Origin of the sequence: Streptomyces solicamelliae, from assembly GCF_045348655.1 — a bacterium.
In the GTDB taxonomy this organism is placed as follows: Bacteria; Actinomycetota; Actinomycetes; order Streptomycetales; family Streptomycetaceae; genus Streptomyces; species Streptomyces solicamelliae.
The window spans coordinates 4,096,850-4,117,817 of the sequence record NZ_CP160404.1; the positions used below are offsets into that span (position 1 = coordinate 4,096,850).

Sequence of the window (20,968 nt, forward strand, 5' to 3'; positions counted from 1 at the left end):
AACGTGGGCAGGCTTGAACTGTTGTGCGGTGACGGACTGTTGGGGGCAACGTGTCGGCGTTCGGCGGTGGCGTGTACGCCGGTGGGGGAGCCGGGGGCTTCGGCGGGACGTACGCGCCGGCTCCGGGACCGGGCAGGCGCCGGAGCCTGCCCCGGGGCCTGGTGGTCACGCGGGTGCTCCTGCACGTCCTGCTCGTGGCGACGATCCTCGGCGGTCTGGGGATGTTCGCGTCCGCGCTCGCCGCGGACGCGGTGGGCGGGCAGCTGCTCGGCCTGCTCGCCTGGGGCGCGGTCCCGGGCGTCGTGGGCTGGTGGCTGGGCCGCCGAATATGGACGGGCGGGGAGCGCGTCCGGTACGGGCTGTTCGGCGTCCAGGCGTGGCTGGTCCTCGGCGCGATCTCGAACATCGCGGCCGGCTCGGTCCACGGCTTCACCGCGCTGTTCGTCCCGGCGCTGATCGTCTACTTCCTGACGCGGCCGGAGAGCACGGAGTGGTTCCGGCTCCCCGTGGACGAGCGGCAGCTCGCGCCGGACCCGTTGTTCCGCCCGAACCGGGACCGGGGCCAGGGCGCGCTGGAGTACACCGGCCTGATCGTCCTGGTCGCCGCCATCATCGCGGCGCTGCTGATGACGAACGTCGGCGGGACGCTCGCCGACGGCTTCCGCTCGGCGCTCTGCTCGATCACCGGCACGGCCTGCCCGGCTCCGTCCGGCAGCGGGACGCAGGCGGGGGAGCAGGGCGATCCGGGCGGCCAGGGGGGCGAGGACGGCCAGGGCGGTGACAGCTCCGGGGCGACGGGCGGGAACGGCGGTACGGGTGGCACCGGAGGTAACGGCGGCACCGGCGGCACGGACGGCCCCACCCTCCCCGGCCAGAACAACAACGGCACCGGCCCCGACGGCAGGCCCACCGACCGCCCGGACACGTACCCCGAGGACAGCCAGGAGCCGGAGGCCAAGTACGACGCCATCGACGTCTCCGGCGAGGACCAGGACGGCGGCGACGACAAGGGCGAGGAGGAGGACTGCAGCGGCTGGGGCTTCTTCGGCTGCGCCTGGGACCGCACGTACCAGGTCGGCGCGGGCCTGCTCGTCGACGGCGTGTGGGGCGATGTCACCGGCATCATCGACCTGTTCAAGCCGTCGACCTGGTCCGGCATGGGCGACTACTTCACCGGACTCGGCGACCAGTGGGTCCAGGACTCCAAGGACGCCGGCCAGAAGTGGAAGGACGGGGACTACTTCGACGCGCTGACCGACTGGGGCGGCGCGTCGGTGAACACGGTCATCTCCTTCGGCGACGACATGTTCGTCGGCGACGAGGTCCGCGACCGCTGGAACAACGGGGAGAAGACCCGTGCCGTGACGGACGTGGTCTGGAACGTCGGCTCGATGTTCATCCCCGGCTACAACGTCGCGAAGGTCGTCAGCAAGGGCGGCAAGCTCGGCAAGCTGGGCCGCATCGCCGCCGAGATCGCCGAGCACGCGGACGACGCGGGCGACGCCGCGGCGCGCGCGAGGAAGGCCGCCGACGCGGGCGACGTGGACGGCGCGCGGACCGCGGCCCGGGAGGCGGACGAGGCGGCCGACGAGGCCGAGGACAAGGCCCGCCGGACGGGCTGCACGATCGCCTTCGGCCCCCTGACCCCCCGTCCGTACAGGGGAGTTCCCGGTACGGGCACGGGCATCCTCGCGGCGGACGCGTCGTCCGGCCGTGTGATCCTCGCCGACGACGGCTGCGACGAGGAGGCCAAGGAGAACGCCCGCAAGGCCCGCGAGGAGGCCAACAAGGCGTGGGTGGAGCAGAAGCGCGCGGAGGAGCCGGAGCGGGCCCGCAAGGCCGCCGAGGAGTACAAGCAGTACCCGGAACCGGAGCGGAACGACACGTCCGACCCGCGCAACTACCAGCCGCCGGAGTGGGCGGAGAACCTCACGACCCGCACCCTCGGCGACACGGACGGCGGCGACGGCTTCTGGTCGAGCCGCAACCGGAATCCCGCGCCGAACTGGGTGAACGAGTCGTGGCTGCGCTACCAGGAGCAGATCACCGGCACGACGCGCGGCCAGGAGTACACGGTTCCGCACCCGAAGGAGGGCGAGAACCCGGTCGACTACGACGGCTGGGACTCGTCGCGGAACACGTATCTGGAGGCGAAGAACGGCTACGACAGCTTCCTGTCCAAGCCGGGGAAGACGGAGTTGACGCCGTCCGGCAAGAACACCTTCGTCACGGAGGCGAAGCGGCAGGTGGAGGCGGCCAGGGGCAAGCCGGTGGAGTGGCACTTCTCGAACGAAGAGGTGATGAAGGCGGCGAGGAAGGCGTTCCGCGAGGAGGGCCTGGACATCAAGTGCTCCTACACCCCGCAGAAACCGGCCGGCGGCGAGAGGCGGCCGGAACAGTTCGACCCCAAGTAGGCTGCGGGCCCATGGGACGTGTAGTGGTGCGGGCCTTCTGGGGCCCCAGGGAAGAGACCGTCGAGGAACTCGCCGCCCGCTGGGCCCTGACCCTGGAGCGGGTGACGCGACTGCTGCCGCCGCAGGGCGACGGCTGGTCGCTGCGCCGGGTGGGCGCGTCCGGCGCGGCGGCGGTGGTGACGCCCGACGAGGAGTCCCTCGCGGCCGCGCTCCGCGCCGTGCAGGCGGCGGACGACTGGTCGTCGACGTCGGGCACGGACCTCCGCGTACTGGCGGAGGACGGCACGGGCCGGACGCTGGAGCTCGGCGGACGGGCGGGCGCGGCATCGGAGTTCGTGCTGATGGCGATGCTCCTGACCGTACGGACCCCCGGGGACGAGGAGCTCCCCGGCACGGAGCTTCTCGCCGGGCTGGCGGAGGCGTGGGCTCCGGACTTCGGCGGCGTGGTGGACGACGACGTCCTGGACACCCTGGAGGACGACGGCGACTTCGCCCCGAGCGACCCGGCGATCGGCTGGGCGGGCTACCTCTCGCCCGCCCGCGCGGCGCTGGTCCCGCGCGACTTCCCGGCAGGCACCGACCCCCTGCCGACCGGCGGCACCCTGCTGGACGTCGCCGCCCCCGACGACACGGCGGCGGTCCTCCGAGCCAACCTCCTCCTCCGCGACGCGGGCGCCCTCCAGCCCCTGCCCCGCCCGATGGACCGGCCGCGCCTGTGACGCGCCGTGTGGTGCGGGGCTTCTGGGGCCCGCGGGAGGAGTCCGTCGAGGCGGTGGCGGGGCGGTGGAGGCGGACATTGGAGCGCCTCGCCGAACTGCTTCCGCAGGCCGGTGCCGGGACGACGGAACCGCGTGCGGACGAGGCGGTACTCGTCGCGGAGCTGCGCGCGAAGGGAGAGGGTGACCGGGCGGTCGGTACCCCGTACGAGCTGTCGCTCACGACCGAGGGCGAGCCGGGCTGGGGCGTCGACGTCTCCGGCCGGGCCGGCGGGCTCTCCGAGGATCTGCTGCAGGCGATCGTGATCGCCGTCGAGTCGCCGGACGACGCGGAGGTCCCCGAAGCCCGACTCCTCGCCGCCGTGGCCGCCGTGTGGGCGCCGGACTTCGGCGATGTCCTCGACGCCGACGTGTCCGATGCCTTGGACGAGGCCGGCTTCGAGGCCGGCGAGCCGTTCCTCGGCCGGATCGGCTACCTCTCCCCGGGCCGGGCGGCCCTGCTGCCCGCCGACCTGGAGGCGGGGGGCCTGCTGATGCGCGACGGGGGGCAGGTGCTCACCCTCGCTCCCCGCGGGGACACCGGCACCGTGGTCCGGGCCAATGTGGCGCTTCGCGAGGCAGGCGTCCTTGAGTCGCTGCCGCGCCCGATGGAGCGCGCGCGGCTGGACGCGTTCCCCGCCGACACCGTGCGGGCCGTGGCGGAGGTGGACGCGCTGCTCGCAGGGCCGGTCCCTGAGGCCGAGGCGGGCGCGACGGCCGTGTTGTGGGAGGGGCCCTGGCTGCAGGGCGTGTACGAGCAGGAGTGGACCGCGGCCTCCACGACGGCCCAGGCCCACCTCGCCGCCGTCGAGGACGGTCTCGACGCCCGGTGGGGCCCGCACCGCAGCGTCGGCATGCGCGTCCCCATGGCCCGCAAGATCGACGGCACGCCCATGCCGCCGCTCTTCCGGACCCTCGTCGACCACGACTATCTGGGCGACCTCTCCGTCTGGGGGCCGGTCGGTGACGACGGGCGGTACGTCGGCGTCTCGCTCAACCAGACCGACGGCGACGCCCCGATGATCGTCGCCGCCGTCGTGTCGAGCGAGCCGATCGTCGAACTGGACGACTGACGCCGGGCCGTCAACGCCTGGGCGGCTCCGGCCCGCGCCGGCCCGGTACGACCGCCCGTCCGCCCGCGCCGCCTCCCCCTACCCCCGCCGCTCCGCCAGCCCCCGCACGTACGCCGCCTGGCCCGCGTGCTGGAGGTCGTCGGCGATGACGCTGATCAGGCGGACGCCGAGGGTGACCGGGGGGTTCCACGAGGTGTCGACGACGCGCTCCAGCTCCGCGTTCGTCACGCCCTTGACCTGCTCCAGCGTCCGGGCGTGGACCGCGTCGTAGTAGCCGAGCAGCAGGTCACCGGAGACGCGGACCGCCGCGACCTGGGCGCTGGTGTGGCCGAAGCCCGTCGCGCCCGGGCCGAAGGGGAGGGCGAAGCGGTCCGCCCAGCCGTCGCGCGTCCACAGCTGGCCGTCCAGGCCGAAGGCGTCGGTGATGTGGTCGTCCTGGATGCGGGTGAGGTGCCAGACGAGCCAGGCGATCGAGTTGGCGTCCGCGTCCGGCCGGTACGCCAGCTCCTCGTCGAGCAGGCCCTCCACGGCCTCGTGGACGGCCTCCCGGACGCGGTCGAACGCGTCGGCGAGCAGTTCGGGGCTTCTCATGCGCGGGCCTCCCGCCAGGCGGCGACCTCGGCCTCGACGTCGAACGGCCGCAGGTTCAGCGGCGGGCCCTCGGGGGGCCTCCGCAGCGCCTCCGCGATCTTCTCGTTGATCTCGGTGAGGATGCGTCTGACCTGCTGTTCCGTCGCCGCGGCGGCCGCCTTTCCCGCCGCGTCCTCGGCCTCCTTGCGCAGCGCCAGGGAGGGCGGCAGCACGGTCAGGCCCTCGCGGTGCATCTTGCCCTTGACCCACCACAGCTCGTCGTACGGCGCGGTGTCGTTCGCCAGTGGCTTGCCGAAGCCGGCCAGATCGCGGAACTCTCCGCGACGCTCGGCGTCCCGGATCTGCTTGTCCACGAAGGACTCGAAGTCGACTCCCGGCGGTTTGCGCTCCGTCATGCCTTCCAGCGTAGGCACAACCCGCCACAAAGGCAGGAGCCCCGCTGCCGTGCCGGTGAAGGCACGGGAGCGAGGCTCCTTGGGTACTGCTCTCAGCCGCTCTGGAACGCGGACCCGGGCACTTAGGCCGGGGTGACGTTCTCCGCCTGCGGGCCCTTCGGGCCCTGCGTGACGTCGAAGGTCACCTGCTGGTTCTCCTCGAGGGAGCGGAAACCGTTGGCGTTGATCGCGGAGTAGTGGACGAACACGTCCGGGCCGCCGCCTTCCTGGGCGATGAAGCCGAAGCCCTTTTCAGCGTTGAACCACTTCACGGTTCCGGTAGCCATGAGCCCTCCTATGGGCCAAAGGGTCGCCCTGCTCCAGAACCTGCCATACAAGATCTGAAAACTACAAAAGCCTGCGGGTCACATGCTCCGCAGGCTCTGTACTGCAAGGGAAACCAAACTGCAACTTGCGTCGAGCGTAGCACGCACTGTGCTCGTGAGGGTAGAGGGAAAGATCACGTCACCCTCATGTTTGACATGATCCCCGCGCGCTGACGGCCCACCCGCCGATGTCCACCGATCGAGACGGGTCTAGCCTCGCGATGTGGACAATGCAACCGACGACTGCCAGCGCAACCGGCCCCGGGTCGGTCACATCCAGTTTCTGAACTGTCTGCCGCTCTACTGGGGCCTTGCGCGGACCGGAACGCTCCTCGATCTCGAGCTCACCAAGGACACCCCGGAGAAGCTCAGCGAACAGCTGGTCCGCGGCGACCTGGATATCGGTCCCGTCACCCTCGTCGAATATCTCCGGAACGCCGGCGATCTCGTCGCGCTGCCGGACATCGCCGTCGGCTGCGACGGCCCGGTGATGTCCTGCGTGATCGTCTCGCAGCGGCCGCTGGGCGAGCTGGACGGGGCCCGGGTCGCGCTGGGTTCCACCTCCCGCACCTCGGTGCGGCTGGCCCAGTTGCTGCTCGCGGAGCAGTTCGGCGTGTCGCCGGAGTACTACACCTGCCCGCCCGACCTCGGCCTGATGATGCAGGAGGCGGAGGCGGCGGTGCTGATCGGCGACGCGGCGCTGCGCGCCTCGCTGCACGACGCGCCGCGGCTCGGGCTGCAGGTCCACGACCTGGGGACGATGTGGAAGGACTGGACGGGTCTGCCGTTCGTCTTCGCGGTGTGGGCGGTCCGCAAGGACTACCTGGCCCGCGAGCCGGAGACGGTGCGCGAGGTGCACCAGGCGTTCCTGGACTCCCGTGACCTGTCCCTGGCGGAGGTCACCAAGGTCGCCGAGCAGGCGGCTCGCTGGGAGGCGTTCGACGCGGCGCTCCTGGAGCGGTACTTCACCACCCTGGACTTCCGCTTCGGCCCCGAACAGCAGGCCGGTGTGCACGAGTTCGCCCGCCGGACCGGCCCGACGACCGGGTTCCCGGCGGACGTGAAGGTGGAGCTGTACCGGCCCCGGCCCTGACCGCCGGCCGGGGGCCCGCTACGGCGCCGGTATCGGGCCCTGCATCTGCGCGCTGATCCAGGCGATCGAGCCGTCGCCCATCCCCCGTATGTACGAACGGGCGTTGTGGCCGCCGTCCTCGATGACCTGGAGGCGGGTCTTGACCGGACCCTTGGTGTAGTTCCGCATGAAGGACTTCAGGTTCTTCATGCCGGACTCCCGGGTGCCGATCTGGAAGGCGAGATAGACGTCGCTCGCCTTCCCGCCCGGCTTCGCCGCGAGCAACCGGGCAAGGTGTTCGGGGTTGTTGGCCTGCCGTTCGGACGCGTGTCCGGACCACAGCGGGGAGTCGGGCACGGTGTCGGGGCCGGAGGCGATGACCGCCTTGAACTTGTCGGGGTGCTGCAGCACGGACTTGAGGCCGACGAAGGCACCGGACGAGGAGCCCATGAACGCCCAGCCGTCACGGGAGTCGAAGGTGCGGAAATTCGCCCGGACGAAATCCGGCACGTCCTCCGTCATCCATGTGCCCATTTTCGGCTGCCCGGGTATATCGCTGCCGTCGTAGTAGTACCTGTCGTCCGGGTTGAGCACGGGCATCACGACGATGAACGGAAGGCTTTTCCCTTCCCGCGACCACGTGCTGATGCTGCTCTGCAGTTTGAGGTCGGTGCCCATCCAATAGTTGTTGGGGTAGCCGTTTCCGCCGGGCAGGGCGATCAGTACGGGGAAGCCGCTGTTCGCGTACTTCGGGTCGAAATACTGCTTGGGGGCCCACACCCACACCTTGCCCGTGAAACCGGACTTCTCGCCCCGCAGCGTGGTGACGGCGATCTTCGTGTCGTCGTCGAGCGTGTTCGCGACGGTGAAGTCGGCCTTGGGGCCCGTCGGCATCAGCGTTCTGGGGCCTGCCGGGGCCGTCGGGGAGCCGGTGGCGGCCGGGCGGGAGGGCGTGCGGTCGGAGGGCGCGGCGCTCGGGCCGCCGAAGGAGACCGGGTCCCCCTCGTCGGAGCAGCCGGCCACCAGGGTGACCGAGGCGAGGGCGAGTGCGGCGACGAAGGTCCGGGTGCGGTGGTTCACGCCAGGGAAGAGGGACGGGGGACCGGATCGGTTGCTGAGCCCCTGGCGTAGGCTGGCCGGGCCAGTGCCATTACCCCTCCGAAAAGGACACACCCGGTGACCGAGAAGGCCGAACTGCAGTCCGTTCTCGACCGCGCCGCCGCCGGTGGCCGGATCACCCCGGAGGAGGCGCTGGAGCTGTACCGCTCCGCGCCGCTGCACGCGCTGGGCGCGGCCGCCGACGCCGTGCGCCGCCGCCGCTACGCGGGTACCGAGCACATCGCGACGTACATCATCGAGCGGAACATCAACTACACCAACGTCTGCGTGACGGCCTGCAAGTTCTGCGCCTTCTACGCGCCGCCGAAGGACACGAAGAACGGCTGGACCCGCGACCTCGACGACATCCTGCGCCGCTGCGCGGAGACCGTGGAGCTGGGCGGCACGCAGATCATGTTCCAGGGCGGGCACCACCCGGACTTCGGTGTCGAGTACTACGAGCAGCACTTCGCGGCCATCAAGGAGGACTTCCCGCAGCTCGTCATCCACTCCCTCGGCGCGTCCGAGGTCGAGCACATGGCGCGGATCTCCAAGGTCTCCGTGGAGGAGGCCATCCAGCGGATCCACGCGGCCGGTCTCGACTCCTTCGCGGGCGCCGGCGCGGAGCTGCTGCCGGCCCGGCCGCGCAAGGCCATCGCCCCGCTGAAGGAGAGCGGCGAGCGCTGGCTGGAGATCATGGAGATCGCCCACAACCTGGGCGTCGAGTCGACCTCCACGATGCTGATGGGCACCGGCGAGACCAACGCCGAGCGCATCGAGCACCTGCGGATGATCCGTGACGTGCAGGACCGGACGGGCGGCTTCCGGGCCTTCATCCCGTACACGTACCAGCCGGAGAACAACCACCTGAAGGGCCGTACGCAGGCCACGATCTTCGAGTACCTGCGGATGATCGCGGTGGCCCGGCTGTTCATGGACAACATCGCGCACATCCAGGGCTCCTGGCTGACCACCGGCAAGGAGATCGGCCAGCTGTCGCTGCACTACGGGGCCGACGACCTGGGCTCGATCATGCTGGAGGAGAACGTGGTCTCCTCGGCGGGCGCGAAGCACCGCTCGAACCGCCAGGAGATCATCGACCTGATCCGCAAGGCGGGCCGCGTCCCGGCGCAGCGCGCCACCACGTACGAGCACCTCGTCGTGCACGACGACCCGGCGAACGACCCGGTCGACGAGCGCGTCGTCTCGCACATCTCGTCCATCGCGATCAAGGGCGGCACGGCGCATCCCGAGCTGAAGCTGCTCGACGCCAACTGAGCCCGCCGTGCTGACGATCCACGTCGCCGAGGCGTCGCCGGAGACCGCGGTCCTGGTCGACGGCGCGCAGGTCGCCGCCGTCGGCCCGTACGAGGAGCTGGCCGCCACGACCCAGGCGCGGGTGCGGCGGTGGCCCGGCATCCTGACGCCCGGGCTGCTCAACCCGTACGGGCCCGAACTCCTCGAACAGACCTACTTCCCGGACCCGCGCGAGGCCGACGCCCTCGGCACCGAGCCGTTCGGCGGCGAGCGGGCACGGGCGCTGTTCCGCGCCGAGCCGGCCCGCCTGGGCGCGAGCGCCCGGCGCGGGGTGCAGCGGCTGCTGGCCCACGGCACGGTCGCGATCGCCGGCGAACTGCGCGCCCGCGCCGTGATCGACGCGGTACGGCGGGCCGGGCTCGCGGTCGGACAGCGGCCCCCGGTCCTGCCGGGCGAGCCGTCCCTGTCGCCCCGCCCCCTGGTACTGCTGCCCGCGCTCGCGCCCGGCGCACCGGCCCGGTTCGCCGTCTTCGACGTGCCGGACCGTGCCGCGCTCGTCCGCCTCGGCCCGTCCACCTGCGTGGCCACGGTCCTCGGCGGCCGTCTGGTGCACCGCAGCCGCTGAGCCGCCGACACCCGGCGGGGGAGCGGCTGCGACAATGGCCGGGTGACGCGAGCCAACCTGGACAAGCAGCCGCACGAAGTCGCCACGATGTTCGACGACGTGGCGGCGAACTACGACCTGACCAACGACGTGCTGTCGATGGGCCAGGACCGGCGCTGGCGCAAGGAGGTCGCCAAGGCGGTCGACGCCCGCCCCGCGCAGCGGATCCTCGACCTCGCCGCCGGTACCGGCACGTCCTCGCTGCCCTTCGCGGCGACCGGCGCGTACGTCGTGCCCTGCGACTTCTCGCTCGGCATGCTCCGCGAGGGCAAGAAGAAGCACGGCTGGCTGCCGCTGACGGCCGGCGACGGCACGAAGCTGCCGTTCCGCGACGAGGTCTTCGACGCGGTCACGATCTCCTTCGGGCTGCGCAACATCCAGGACACCGACGCCGCGCTGCGCGAGCTGTTCCGGGTCACCAAGCCCGGCGGCCGCGTGGTGATCTGCGAGTTCTCGCACGCCACCTGGGCGCCGTTCCGCAAGGTCTACGAGGAGTACCTGATCCGGGCGCTGCCCCCGATCGCGCGCGCGGTCTCCTCGAACCCGGACGCGTACGTCTACCTCGCCGAGTCCATCCAGAGCTGGCCGGACCAGCCGGAGCTCGCCGGGATGCTGCAGAAGGCGGGCTGGCAGAAGGTCGCCTGGCGCAATCTGTCCGGCGGCGTCGTGGCCATGCACCGCGGCTTCAAGCCGGAGGCCTGAGCCCTTTCCGCACGGGCCGCGCAATAGACTTCCCACCGACCTGACGCCGACTCTTCGGAGGACCCCGCCGTGACCGAGCCGCTCTCCGAGCACAGCGCAGATGTGATCGTCGTCGGGGCGGGCCCGGCGGGCTCCACCACCGCGTACTACCTGGCGAAGGCGGGACTCGACGTCCTGCTCCTGGAGAAGACCGCGTTCCCGCGCGAGAAGGTCTGCGGAGACGGTCTGACCCCGCGCGCCACCAAGCAGCTCGTCGCCATGGGGATCGACATCTCCGAGGAGGCCGGCTGGCTGCGCAACAAGGGCCTGCGGATCATCGGCGGCGGGATGCGGCTCGAGCTCGACTGGCCGGATCTCGCCGCGTACCCGAACTACGGACTGGTCCGCAAGCGCGACGACTTCGACGAGCAGCTGGCCCGGCAGGCCCAGAAGGCCGGCGCCCGGCTGTACGAGCAGTGCAACGTGGGCGCGCCGATCACCGACGAGCGCACCGGCCGGATCACCGGCGTGCACGCCAAGCTGGGCGACGAGAAGCGCGAGGTCACGTTCCACGCTCCGCTGGTCGTCGCCGCCGACGGCAACTCCACGCGGCTGTCGCTCGGGATGGGCCTGCACCGGCGCGAGGACCGGCCGATGGGCGTGGCGGTCCGCTCGTACTTCACCTCGCCGCGGCACGACGACGAGTACCTGGAGGCCTGGCTGGAGCTGTGGGACCGGCGCGGTCCGCAGGACCGGCTGCTGCCCGGCTACGGCTGGATCTTCGGCATGGGCGACGGCACCTCCAACGTGGGCCTGGGCATCCTCAACTCGTCCTCCGCGTTCCGCGAGCTGGACTGGCGCGAGGTGATGAAGGCCTGGTGCGCCTCCATGCCGGAGGAGTGGGGCTTCACGCCGGAGAACATGACCCAGCCGATCCGCGGCGCGGCGCTGCCGATGGCCTTCAACCGGCAGCCGCACTACACCAAGGGCCTGCTCCTCGTCGGTGACGCGGGCGGCCTGGTCAACCCGTTCAACGGCGAGGGCATCGCGTACGCGATGGAGTCCGGCCAGATCGCGGCCGACGTGATCGTGCAGGCGCACGCCCGCTCGACCCCGGCGCAGCGCGAACTGGCCCTGCACAACTACCCGAAGATCCTCAAGGACACCTACGGCGGGTACTACACGCTGGGCCGTGCCTTCGTGAAGCTCATCGGCAACCCGAAGGTCATGAAGATCGCGACCCAGCACGGTCTGAGCCACCCGGTCCTGATGAAGTTCGTCCAGAAGATGCTGGCCAACCTCACCGACCCGACCGGCGGCGACGCGATGGACCGCATCATCAACGGCCTGTCGAAGGTGGCCCCGAAGGCGTAGGCACCCCGCAGGGCCCGGGATCGCCCGTACGGGGTGATCCCGGGCCCGCCCCGTGCCATCGTGGAAGACCAAAATGGTCTGTACCACGCATGGAGAGGGCGGCGGCTGATGCGCGGCACCACGGTCTTACCCGGGACTCCCTGCACCGCCCCGAGAACCGGCGAGCCCCCCGTGCACCGGCTGGAGGTCCGGCTCCCCGACGAGGTCCCGTTCGCCATCGGGACGTTCGACAGCATCGGCCCCATGGCCAGGGCCGACTTCCCGCACCGGCACACCTTCTACGAGATCGTCCACGTCACCGCCGGCGCGGGCGCCCACGTCGTGGACCTGGACCGGCATCCGCTGGGCCCGCCGCACCTCGGGGTGATCCTGCCCGGACAGGTGCACCACTGGGAGGACGCCCGCGGACTCGACGGCTCCGTCGTCCTGTTCACCCCCGAGTTCCTCCTCGACCACCCCGGCGACCAGGAGCTGCTGCGCCGCCTCGGCGAGCGCCCCTGGCTCGCCCTCGACGCCCCCGCGCACGCCCGCACCGCCCGGCTGATGGCCGAGCTCGCCGAGGAGTACCGGCACGGCGCGGCCGGCTTCGCGAGCGTGCTGCGCTCGCTGCTGCACGTCCTCCTCGTCCGTACGGCGCGGCTCCCCGGCCCCGCCGACGCACCGGGCCCCGCCGGGGACCGCCCCGGACGGCACGGCCGGGCCGCCGCCGGGCTCGCCGAGGAGTTCGCCCGGCTCGCCGCCGGTACCGCCTGCGAGGCGCCGACGGTGCGGGAGTGCGCCGAGCGGCTCGGGGTCACCCCCGGCCACCTCGCGGAGGCGGTCCGCGCCGCCACCGGCCGGCCTCCCGCGGCGCTGCTGCGCGAGGCCCGCACCCGCGAGGCCCAGCGGCTGCTGGTCAGCACCGGACTGTCGATCCGTCAGGTCGCGGCCCGGGTCGGCTTCGGCGACCCCGCCTACTTCTGCCGCTTCTTCCGCCGCGAGACCGGCCGCAGCCCCGGGGACTTCCGAAAACACCACGACCGCCGGGCTCCGTCCATCGAACCCGGCGCGCCGCCTGCCTAGGTTCGATGCCGATCCCTCAGCCCCCACCGAGGAGCAGGCATGGACCAGCACCGTGAGACCAGCACCGGACACGTCACCCGCAAGGCCGTCCTGCGCGTCGCGCTCGCCGCCGGCATGGCCGCTCCCGCGGTCCTCGTCGGCGTCCCCGCCCTCGCCCGCACCCTCGGCGGGCCGGACGCCCCGGCCCCCGAGCTCACACCCGCGTGCGACGACGGCGACGACCCCACCCCGCCGCAGATGGAGGGCCCGTACTTCAAGCCGAACTCGCCGCTGCGGACGAGCCTGCTCGAACCCGGCACCCCCGGGACGCGGCTCACCGTCAGCGGGTACGTCTTCGGGCGCGCCTGCCGGCCGATCTCCGGCGTCCTGCTCGACTTCTGGCAGGCGGACGTCAACGGCGCGTACGACAACACCGGGTTCCGCTTCCGCGGCCACCAGTTCACCGACTCCCGCGGCGCCTTCGCGCTCACCACGATCGTGCCCGGCCTCTACCCGGGCCGCACCCGGCACCTCCACGTCAAGGTCCAGGCCCCCGGCCGCCCGGTGCTCACCACCCAGCTGTACTTCCCGAACGAGCCCCGCAACAACACCGACGCACTCTTCGACCCGCGGCTGCTGATGACCGTGCGGGACGCGGGCGGCGCCCGGGAGGCCGCCTTCGACTTCGTGCTCGACGTGCCGCAGGACCCGGGGCCGGGCCCCACGCCCACGCCGACGGCCACCGCACCCGGCGGCACCTGGACGGCCGGGCGGGTGTACGCGGCGGGGGACAAGGTCACGTACGGCGGAGCGGGCTACACCTGCCTCCAGGCGCACACCGCCCAGGCCGGCTGGGAGCCGCCCAACGTCCCGGCCCTGTGGCGCGCCGGCTAGGACCGCACCGTCAACGGGCCGCCGAAGGCGGCCCCGAGGGCCCGGTCCGGTCCCGGCCCCCGTCTCCCGGGGCGATCAGTCCCGTCTCGTACGCCAGGATCACGGCCTGGACGCGGTCGCGCAGCTCCAGCTTCGACAGGATGCGGCCGATGTGCGTCTTGACCGTGGTCGGGCTGAGGAACAGGCGCTCCGCGAGCTCGGCGTTGCTGAGGCCGGTGGCGAGCAGGCGGAGCACCTCGAGTTCACGGGGGGTCAGGCCGGACAGGTCCCGGTGCGGGGCGGCGGCCGGCGCCTCGTCGCGGTGGGCGAAGCGCTCGATCAGCCGGCGGGTGATCGCCGGCGCGAGCAGGGCGTCACCCGACTGCACCAGGCGTACGGCGGCCACCAGATGCTCCGGGCTGACGTCCTTGAGCAGGAAGCCGCTGGCGCCGGCGGTCATCGCGGCGTACACGTAGTGGTCGAGGTCGTACGTGGTCAGGATGACGACCCGGACGCCCTCCGGAGCATCGGCGAGGATGCGCCGGGTCGCCTCGATGCCGTCCATCCGCGGCATCCGGATGTCCATGAGGACGACGTCGGGCCGGGTCCTCCGGACCGCGGCGACCGCCTCGGCCCCGTCGGCGGCCTCGGCCGTCACCTCGATGCCGTCCGCGGCGAGGATCATCCCGAAGCCGGTGCGCACCAGGGCCTGGTCGTCGGCGATGACGGCGCGCAGCGGCGGCCGGCTCATACGGTCCGCCACGGGACGCGCGCCGCGGTCCGCCATCCCCCGGCGAGCGTCGGACCGGACGTCAGATCGCCCTTGTAGAGCGCCAGTCGCTCGCGCAGGCCGATGAGCCCCCGGCCGTTGCCGTCCGCCGGCCCGTCGTCCCGCGCACCACCGGTGTCGGTGACCTCGATCTCCAGCCAGTCGCCCGCGTGGCCGATCACGACGGCGGCGTCGGTGCCCGGCGCGTGCTTGATCGCGTTGGTCAGCGCCTCCTGGACGACCCGGTACGCCGCGAGGTCCACCCCGGGCGGCAGCGGTTCCGGCGGCAGCGACACCGTCACGCGCACCGGCGTCCCCGCGGCGCGCACCCGGTCGATCAGGTCGTCCAGCCCTCCGAGCCCCGGCTGGGGCTCAAGGCCGTCCGGGCGCTCGTGGTCCGGGGCCGCCAACAGGCCCATGACATGACGCAGTTCGGCCATGGCGGCCCGTCCTCCCGCCTCCACGGCGAGCAGCGCCGCCTTCGACCGCTCGGGCGCGGTGTCCATCACCTTGCGCGCCGCACCCGCCTGGATCACCATCACGCTCACATTGTGGGTCACCACGTCGTGCAGTTCGGCGGCGATCCGGGATCTCTCCTCCTCGACGGCGCGTCGCATGGCCTCGTCCTGGGTCTCCCGGAGGCGTGCGTACCGGTCCCTGCTCGCGATCAACTGCCGTTGCCAGAACCGGACCAGACCCGCCAGCGTCCCGGCGACCAGCAGGACCACCCCCGGGCTCGTCCAGCCCGGGAGGACGGGCTCCGTCTCCCGGAAGGCGAAGCCCGCCAGCACGGCGGCGACGACCAGTCCGGCCAGCGCCCCCGTCCGGTGGCGGCTGTGGACGACCGCGCTGAACGCGCCGATGACGCAGGTCAGCACGCTCATCCAGGTGGCGTCGTCGACCATGACCAGCGTCGCGCCCATCACCACCGCGAACACGGTGAGCGGATACCGCCGCCGGCACGCCAGCGGCAGCGCCGACAGCACGACGAGCGGCCAGATCGTGGGCGGGGGCTCCCCCTCCCGCAGCGGGAGGACCGGTGGCGGGTCCGGAGGGCTCGGGAACGGCACGTCCCCCTTGATGTGGACGGGGCCGCTGTCGGGGTAGCGCACCGCGACGACCAGCGAGACGGCGGTCAGCACGACCGCCAGCACCACGTCGAAGCGGAACGCCCGGCGCGACAGCGGTGCGGGCCTCGCCTCCGGGCGCAGGGCTTCGGGCAGGTACCGGCGCCATCCGCGCCGTCCGTCCGTGTTCACCGGGTTCACCGGCTCATTGTGCGACCCGTCCGCTCAGGACCGCATCAGCCTGCGCGACCGGGCACCCGTCCGGGAGGAGTACGCCGCAGGGAGGACCCCGCGGCCCGATCGTCCGCGGGGAGGGCCCGATGTCGGTGCCGCGGCCGACGCGAACGCCGGCCGGCCGCGCCTACGTTCGCCGGAGCCGGCAGCGAACCCGAGACCTCCCAGACGCGAAGGACGGACATTCCCATGACCCAGGTGATCCAACTGGAGGGCGTCGCCAAGCGGTACGACAGCGCCGGCGCGCCCGCGCTCGGACCGCTCACCCTCACCGTCGAACAGGGCGAGGCGCTCGCCGTGACCGGCCCGTCCGGCAGCGGCAAGTCCACGCTGCTGAACCTCGTCGCCGGGCTCGACAAGCCGACCGAGGGCGTCGTGACCGTGGCCGGACGGCGGATCGACCGGCTCAGCGAGCACGAGGGGGCCCGGTTCCGGCGCGAACAGATCGGCATGGTCTTCCAGTTCTTCAACCTGCTCGACGATCTCACCGTCGAGGACAACATCCAGCTCCCCGCCCAGCTGACCGGCGTCCCGCGGCGCAAGGCGGCGACCCGGGCCGGTGAACTCATGGACCTCCTCGGCATCTCCAAGCACGCCCGTGCCTACCCCGGCCGGCTGTCCGGCGGCGAGCGCCAGCGGGTCGCGGTGGCCCGCGCGCTGGTCAACCGGCCCGCGCTGCTGCTCGCCGACGAGCCCACCGGCGCGCTGGACACCGCTTCCGGCCACGACGTACGGGAGCTGCTGACCGACCTGCACCGCGGCGGGCAGACCGTCGTCCTCGTCACGCACGACCTGGCCCTCGCCGAGGCGTGCGCGAGCCGCACGATCCATCTGGTCGACGGTCAGCTCGCCGGCGACACCCGTGCGCAGGCCGTCCGATGAGCCGCCGGGGCACCGGCGCACTCGGCCGGGTCGTCCGCTCCGGCGTGGGCCGGCGGCGGGTGCAGACGGTGGTCGTCGCCCTGGCCACGATGATGGCCGTCGCCGCGTCCGTGGTCGCCGGCTCGCTCATGGTCGCCGCGGACGCGCCGTTCGACCACGCCTTCGCGGCCCAGCGCGGGGCGCATGTCACCGCGCAGTACGACCCGGCGAAGGCGAGCACGGCGCAGCTCGAAGCCACCGGGCGGCTGCCCGGTGTCACCGCGAGTGCGGGTCCGTTCCCGACCGCGACCGTCAACCCGGTGGACGCGAACGGCGGGCACATGCCGGGGGTGACCGTGGTCGGCCGGGCCGAGCCGCACGGCGACGTGGACGATCTGGACCTGAAGTCCGGACGGTGGCCTGCGAAGACCGGCGAGATCGTGCTCTCCGCGTCGTTCAGCGGCCCGTTCCTCCAGCTCGGCTCCACCCTGAAGTCCTCGGACGCCGCGGACGGGCAGACCCTGACCGTCGTCGGATTCGCGGTGTCGGCCGGCCGGTCCGCCCAGGCCTGGGCCACCGTCGCACAGGTCGACGCGCTGGCGTCGAAGAGCAGCCCGGTCACCAGCCAGATGCTCTACCGCTTCGACTCCGCGGAGACCAAGGCGCAGATCACCGCCCAGCGGAAGCGGCTCGCCGCCGCCGTGCCCTCCGGAGCGCTGCTGGGCAGCGAGTCCTGGCTGGACGCCAAGCGCGCCGCCGACAAGGGCGCGGCGCCGACCATCCCGTTCCTCCTCGCGTTCGGCGTGCTGGGCATCGTCATGTCCGTGATCATCGTCGGGAGTGTGATCAGCGGCGCCGTCGGCACGAGTCTGCGCAGGATCGGCGTCCTCAAGGCCATCGGCTTCACCCCGCGCGAGGTCGTCCGGGCCTACGTCGCGCAGGCGCTCATCCCGGCCGGCGTCGGCATCGCGCTGGGCGTCGTCCTCGGCAACGTCCTGGCGCTGCCGCTGCTCCAGGACACCGAGTCGGTGTACGGCACCGCCTCGCTCACGGTGGCCTGGTGGGTGAACCTCGTGGTGCCGGCCGCCGCGCTGCTCGTCGTCGGGGTCGCGGCGCTCGTTCCCGCGTTGCGGGCCGGGCGGCTGCGTACGGTCGAGGCCATCGCGGTCGGCCGGGCGCCCCGCACCGGACGCGGCCGGTGGGCGCACCGGGCGGCGGGGCGGCTGCCGCTGCCGAGGGCGGTGACGTACGGCCTCGCGAGTCCCTTCGCGCACCCGGTCCGTACGCTCGCGATCCTGCTCGCGGTGGCGTTCGGCACGGTCGCGGCGACCTTCGCGCTGGGGCTGACCGGGTCCCTGAACGCGGTCGGCGAGGCGCAGGACCCCGAGGAGCGCGCCGCCGTCACCGCCATCGGCGCCGCACCCACCGCCCACGGCGGGCCTCCGCCACCGGGGCAGGGCCCGCAACCGGCGGGCGGGCAGACGCCCACCCCGGTCGACCCGGCGAAGATGCGGGCCGCCGTCGAGGCGCAGCCGGGCACCGCTTCGTACTACGGCAAGACCCTCGCGGACGCCACGGTCGCCGGGGCCTCCCTGCCGATCAGGGCCGCCCTCTACCAGGGCGACACGCGTTCCGGCGCCTACGCGATGATCTCCGGACGCTGGATCACCGGAGCCGGCCAGGTCGTGGTGCCCTCGCGCTTCCTGGACAAGACCGGCGCCGAGGTCGGCGACACGGTGCGGGTGACCGTCCGGCAGCACACGGCGTCCCTGCGGATCGTCGGCGAGTCCTTCGACACCTCGGACGACCGGCTGGAGATCCACATGGACCTGGCCGACTTCCCGGCGCTCCGGCCCGACATCTTCCTCATCGACGTGAAGCCGGGCGTCGTGCCCGCCGAGTACGCCGAGAAGCTCGCCGCCGCGGTGCGGCCGCTGGGCGGCGACGTCATGGCCAACTCCTCCTCGGAGGGGGAGAACATGATCCTGCTGCTGCAGGCCATGGCGGCGCTGCTCACCCTCATGCTGGTCTCCGTGGCGGGCCTCGGGGTGCTCAACTCCGTCGTCCTCGACACTCGGGAACGCGTTCACGACCTCGGCGTCTGCAAGGCGATCGGCATGACGCCGCGGCAGACCGTGAGCCTCGTGCTCGCCTCGGTGGCGGGCATCGGCGTGCTCGGCGGACTGCTCGGGGTGCCGGCCGGGGTCGCCTTGCACGGCTTCGTGCTGCCGGTGATGGGGCACGCCTCGGACACCGAACTGCCGCAGTCGGTCCTCCGGGTGTACGAGGCCCCGGAGCTCGTCCTGCTGGGGCTCGCCGGCATCGTCATCGCCGTCCTCGGCGCGCTGCTCCCGGCGGGCTGGGCCGCCAGGGCCCGTACGGCCACGGCGCTGCGCACGGAGTGACCGACGGGACCGGGTACGGCGAAGGGCCTCACTCCCCCGAGGAGTGAGGCCCTTCGTCGTGGTGTGCGGGATGGGGGTCCCCCCTGCTCGAGCGAAGCCGAGAGCTTGGGGGAGGATCAGAGGATCCGGACGGCGCCGGAGGGCTGGTCCCAGTCCAGGGAGCGCTCGACGACACCGGTGGACGGGTTCTGCGCGCCGACGAACTTGCCGCCGCCGACGTAGATCGCCACGTGGTACGAGCCGCTGCGGCTGCCCCAGTAGAGGATGTCGCCGGGCTGCAGGTTGTCGAGGGAGACGGAGCGGCCCATGCTCGACTGGTCGCTGGAGATGCGCGGCAGGTCGATGCCGGCCTGGCGGTAGGCGGCCTGGACGAGGCCGGAGCAGTCCCAGGAGTTGGGGCCGGTGCTGCCCATGACGTACGAGTCGCCGACCTGGGCGCGGGCGAAGGCCACGATCGCGGCGGCGGAGCCGGTCGCCTGCGGCGTCGAGGAGTCGCTCGCGGAGTACGAGGAGAGGTCGGTGCGCTCGGAGGTGCGCGAGGCGCGCTCCTTGGCCTCACGGGCCTTCTCGGCGCGCTCGGCGTCGGCCTTGCGCTCGGCCTCGGCCTTGGCCTTCTTGGCGGCCTTCACGGCCTGCACGTTGGCGGCGTTCTCCTGGACGGCGAGGTCCAGGTCCAGGGCCTCCTGCTGGGAGGCCTCTGCGGCGGCCGCGACGGCGCTCGACAGCTCGGTGTCGAGGGAGCCGATGGTGGGCATCTCGATGGTCTCGGTCACCGGCTCGGCGTTCGCCGGACCGGCAGCGGCGGCCACCGCGATGGTGCTGAGGACGCCACCGGCAACTCCGGCCCGGAGCGCGAGCTTCGAGGTGCTCTGGCGGGGCTTCCGGTGGCTGGGTATGTGAGCGGTACGGGACATGAGGACAACCGCTATCAGCCTCTGCGGGTTCCCTTCAAGAAACGTGTGTTGCGCCACAGTTACGTTCGGAACCCCATAATCCGCTTCTCTCTCGGCCTTATTGACGGCACAACGGACAATACGGGCGCGTGTCATCAGGGCCTTGAACAAGGGTTATCCGCGAAACGTCCGAATTGACCCGCACTTACCACTCCTTCACGCCGATGGCCAAGCCCTGTTCTTTTCGGGGTCGGAATGTGTGAGGCAGGTCACACCTAGGGGCCGTGAGGGGTGGCTCCCGGCTCGCGAAGGAGTGCGTGCGTCCACTTCTGTACCGCGGACCCCCCGACCGGGCGACGGCGGGTCGCTATATCACCCGGTTCTCGTCCATCGCCAATTTGCTTGTAATGCCCATCGCTTGATAGTGCGACACCTCTCCGACCAGCGATTTCCGGTCCGGATGTCACATCTGGTGATCACCTGCGTGCTTCGGGTGTCAAGATCACCGCTCATCCGACTTCATGATCCTTCGTCAGGTGGTGGAGATCACAAACTCCTTCCCGTACCCCGTGTCGCAGATCACAGAGGGGCGGGCATAAGATGCGGGGCGTCGGGCTTGTGAACTGCCTCACATGTGCACGATCTTCGCGAGGCGGCGAGACGGGAAGCCCGCGGTCCAACGGTCAAGGACGACTGGAAGGAGCGAGGAGCGTGAATGCGTACGCGCCCATCCTCGTGCTCGGCGCCCTCGGCGCAGGGTTTGCGATCTTCTCCGTGGTCATGGCCACGCTGATCGGCCCAAAACGGTACAACCGGGCCAAGCTTGAGGCCTATGAGTGCGGTATCGAGCCGACGCCCACTCCGGCCGGCGGCGGCCGCTTCCCGATCAAGTACTACCTGACGGCGATGCTCTTCATCGTCTTCGACATCGAGATCGTCTTCCTCTACCCCTGGGCCGTCACCTTCGACGCCCTGGGGCTTTTCGGGCTCGTGGAGATGCTGCTCTTCGTGCTCACCGTCTTCGTCGCCTACGCCTACGTGTGGCGGCGCGGCGGCCTGGAATGGGACTGAGGGGCTGAGGAGCAC

Annotated in this window: 20 protein-coding genes; 13 read left to right on the top strand and 7 right to left on the bottom strand. The window is 72.1% G+C overall.

All coding sequences use genetic code 11. The features are described 5' to 3' along the window. Positions 1-50 precede the first annotated feature (50 nt). From ABZO31_RS19080 to ABZO31_RS19090, 3 genes are read left to right on the top strand one after another with little or no spacing between them, the layout of a single operon-like run. Positions 51-2,414 carry a Tox-REase-5 domain-containing protein gene (locus tag ABZO31_RS19080; protein ID WP_406862442.1) on the top strand — a complete coding sequence of 788 codons (2,364 nt, stop codon included), beginning with the start codon at positions 51-53 and terminating at the stop codon, positions 2,412-2,414. Positions 2,415-2,425: 11 nt separating this feature from the next. Further along, the gene (locus ABZO31_RS19085; protein WP_406862443.1) at positions 2,426-3,133 is read left to right on the top strand and encodes an Imm52 family immunity protein; all 708 of its coding nucleotides are present in this window, start codon (positions 2,426-2,428) and stop codon (positions 3,131-3,133) included. Beyond that, on the top strand, positions 3,130-4,242 hold the full coding sequence (locus tag ABZO31_RS19090) for a hypothetical protein (RefSeq protein ID WP_406862444.1): 1,113 nt from the start codon (positions 3,130-3,132) through the stop codon (positions 4,240-4,242). The genes ABZO31_RS19085 and ABZO31_RS19090 overlap by 4 nt, the downstream gene beginning before the upstream one ends. Positions 4,243-4,320: 78 nt before the next feature. Here the strand turns inward: ABZO31_RS19090 and ABZO31_RS19095 are convergent, their stop codons facing one another. The 3 genes from ABZO31_RS19095 to ABZO31_RS19105 all read right to left on the bottom strand — a co-directional run bounded on the left by ABZO31_RS19095 (position 4,321) and on the right by ABZO31_RS19105 (position 5,554). Next, the gene (locus tag ABZO31_RS19095) at positions 4,321-4,833 is read right to left on the bottom strand and encodes a mycothiol transferase (protein WP_406862445.1); all 513 of its coding nucleotides are present in this window, start codon (positions 4,831-4,833) and stop codon (positions 4,321-4,323) included. Continuing rightward, positions 4,830-5,228, bottom strand: coding sequence for a DUF1992 domain-containing protein (locus ABZO31_RS19100; protein WP_406862446.1), 399 nt, complete (start codon positions 5,226-5,228; stop codon positions 4,830-4,832). Before ABZO31_RS19100 ends, ABZO31_RS19095 begins: the two co-directional genes overlap by 4 nt. A 122-nt stretch (positions 5,229-5,350) precedes the next feature. Next, complete coding sequence (locus tag ABZO31_RS19105; RefSeq protein WP_023547521.1) at positions 5,351-5,554, bottom strand: cold-shock protein; 204 nt, start codon at positions 5,552-5,554, stop codon at positions 5,351-5,353. A 262-nt stretch (positions 5,555-5,816) separates the two neighbouring features. Here ABZO31_RS19105 and ABZO31_RS19110 point away from each other — a divergent pair, with 262 nt between their 5' ends. Continuing rightward, on the top strand, positions 5,817-6,686 hold the full coding sequence (locus tag ABZO31_RS19110; protein WP_406862447.1) for a menaquinone biosynthetic enzyme MqnA/MqnD family protein: 870 nt from the start codon (positions 5,817-5,819) through the stop codon (positions 6,684-6,686). An 18-nt stretch (positions 6,687-6,704) separates the two neighbouring features. Here ABZO31_RS19110 and ABZO31_RS19115 read toward each other — a convergent pair whose 3' ends face one another. Continuing rightward, positions 6,705-7,745: an alpha/beta hydrolase gene (locus tag ABZO31_RS19115; protein WP_406862448.1), complete on the bottom strand. Its 1,041-nt coding sequence runs from the start codon at positions 7,743-7,745 to the stop codon at positions 6,705-6,707. A 96-nt stretch (positions 7,746-7,841) separates the two neighbouring features. On the opposite strand from ABZO31_RS19115, the gene mqnC reads away from it, so the two are divergent. The 6 genes from mqnC to ABZO31_RS19145 all read left to right on the top strand — a co-directional run bounded on the left by mqnC (position 7,842) and on the right by ABZO31_RS19145 (position 13,674). Then, positions 7,842-9,041, top strand: coding sequence for a cyclic dehypoxanthinyl futalosine synthase (gene mqnC / locus ABZO31_RS19120; RefSeq protein WP_406862449.1), 1,200 nt, complete (start codon positions 7,842-7,844; stop codon positions 9,039-9,041). 7 nt (positions 9,042-9,048) lie between these two features. Then, positions 9,049-9,645 (top strand): hypothetical protein, encoded by a 597-nt coding sequence (locus ABZO31_RS19125; protein ID WP_406862450.1) that lies wholly within the window; start codon positions 9,049-9,051, stop codon positions 9,643-9,645. Between the two features lie 42 nt (positions 9,646-9,687). After that, positions 9,688-10,386 (top strand): demethylmenaquinone methyltransferase, encoded by a 699-nt coding sequence (locus tag ABZO31_RS19130; RefSeq protein ID WP_406862451.1) that lies wholly within the window; start codon positions 9,688-9,690, stop codon positions 10,384-10,386. A gap of 69 nt (positions 10,387-10,455) precedes the next feature. Further along, positions 10,456-11,739: a geranylgeranyl reductase family protein gene (locus ABZO31_RS19135; RefSeq protein WP_406862452.1), complete on the top strand. Its 1,284-nt coding sequence runs from the start codon at positions 10,456-10,458 to the stop codon at positions 11,737-11,739. 108 nt (positions 11,740-11,847) lie between these two features. Further along, a complete protein-coding gene (locus ABZO31_RS19140) occupies positions 11,848-12,801 on the top strand; it encodes a helix-turn-helix domain-containing protein (protein WP_406862453.1) in 954 nt (317 codons plus the stop codon). 39 nt (positions 12,802-12,840) lie between these two features. Then, complete coding sequence (locus ABZO31_RS19145) at positions 12,841-13,674, top strand: carbohydrate-binding protein (RefSeq protein WP_406862454.1); 834 nt, start codon at positions 12,841-12,843, stop codon at positions 13,672-13,674. Between the two features lie 10 nt (positions 13,675-13,684). Here ABZO31_RS19145 and ABZO31_RS19150 read toward each other — a convergent pair whose 3' ends face one another. Then, a complete protein-coding gene (locus ABZO31_RS19150) occupies positions 13,685-14,404 on the bottom strand; it encodes a response regulator (RefSeq protein ID WP_406862455.1) in 720 nt (239 codons plus the stop codon). Further along, a complete protein-coding gene (locus ABZO31_RS19155; protein WP_406862456.1) occupies positions 14,401-15,690 on the bottom strand; it encodes a sensor histidine kinase in 1,290 nt (429 codons plus the stop codon). Before ABZO31_RS19155 ends, ABZO31_RS19150 begins: the two co-directional genes overlap by 4 nt. A 222-nt stretch (positions 15,691-15,912) precedes the next feature. On the opposite strand from ABZO31_RS19155, the gene ABZO31_RS19160 reads away from it, so the two are divergent. Together ABZO31_RS19160 and ABZO31_RS19165 are read left to right on the top strand one after the other, a co-directional pair. Continuing rightward, entirely contained in the window at positions 15,913-16,605 is a 693-nt protein-coding gene (locus tag ABZO31_RS19160; protein ID WP_406862457.1) for an ABC transporter ATP-binding protein, read from the top strand. Then, positions 16,602-18,989 carry an ABC transporter permease gene (locus tag ABZO31_RS19165; protein ID WP_406862458.1) on the top strand — a complete coding sequence of 796 codons (2,388 nt, stop codon included), beginning with the start codon at positions 16,602-16,604 and terminating at the stop codon, positions 18,987-18,989. Before ABZO31_RS19160 ends, ABZO31_RS19165 begins: the two co-directional genes overlap by 4 nt. A gap of 116 nt (positions 18,990-19,105) precedes the next feature. On the opposite strand, the gene ABZO31_RS19170 is transcribed toward ABZO31_RS19165, so the two are convergent. Next, positions 19,106-19,903 (bottom strand): C40 family peptidase, encoded by a 798-nt coding sequence (locus ABZO31_RS19170; protein WP_406862459.1) that lies wholly within the window; start codon positions 19,901-19,903, stop codon positions 19,106-19,108. 690 nt (positions 19,904-20,593) lie between these two features. Between ABZO31_RS19170 and ABZO31_RS19175 the strand changes: the two genes are divergently transcribed. Continuing rightward, a complete protein-coding gene (locus tag ABZO31_RS19175; protein ID WP_030494815.1) occupies positions 20,594-20,953 on the top strand; it encodes an NADH-quinone oxidoreductase subunit A in 360 nt (119 codons plus the stop codon). Positions 20,954-20,968 lie beyond the last annotated feature (15 nt).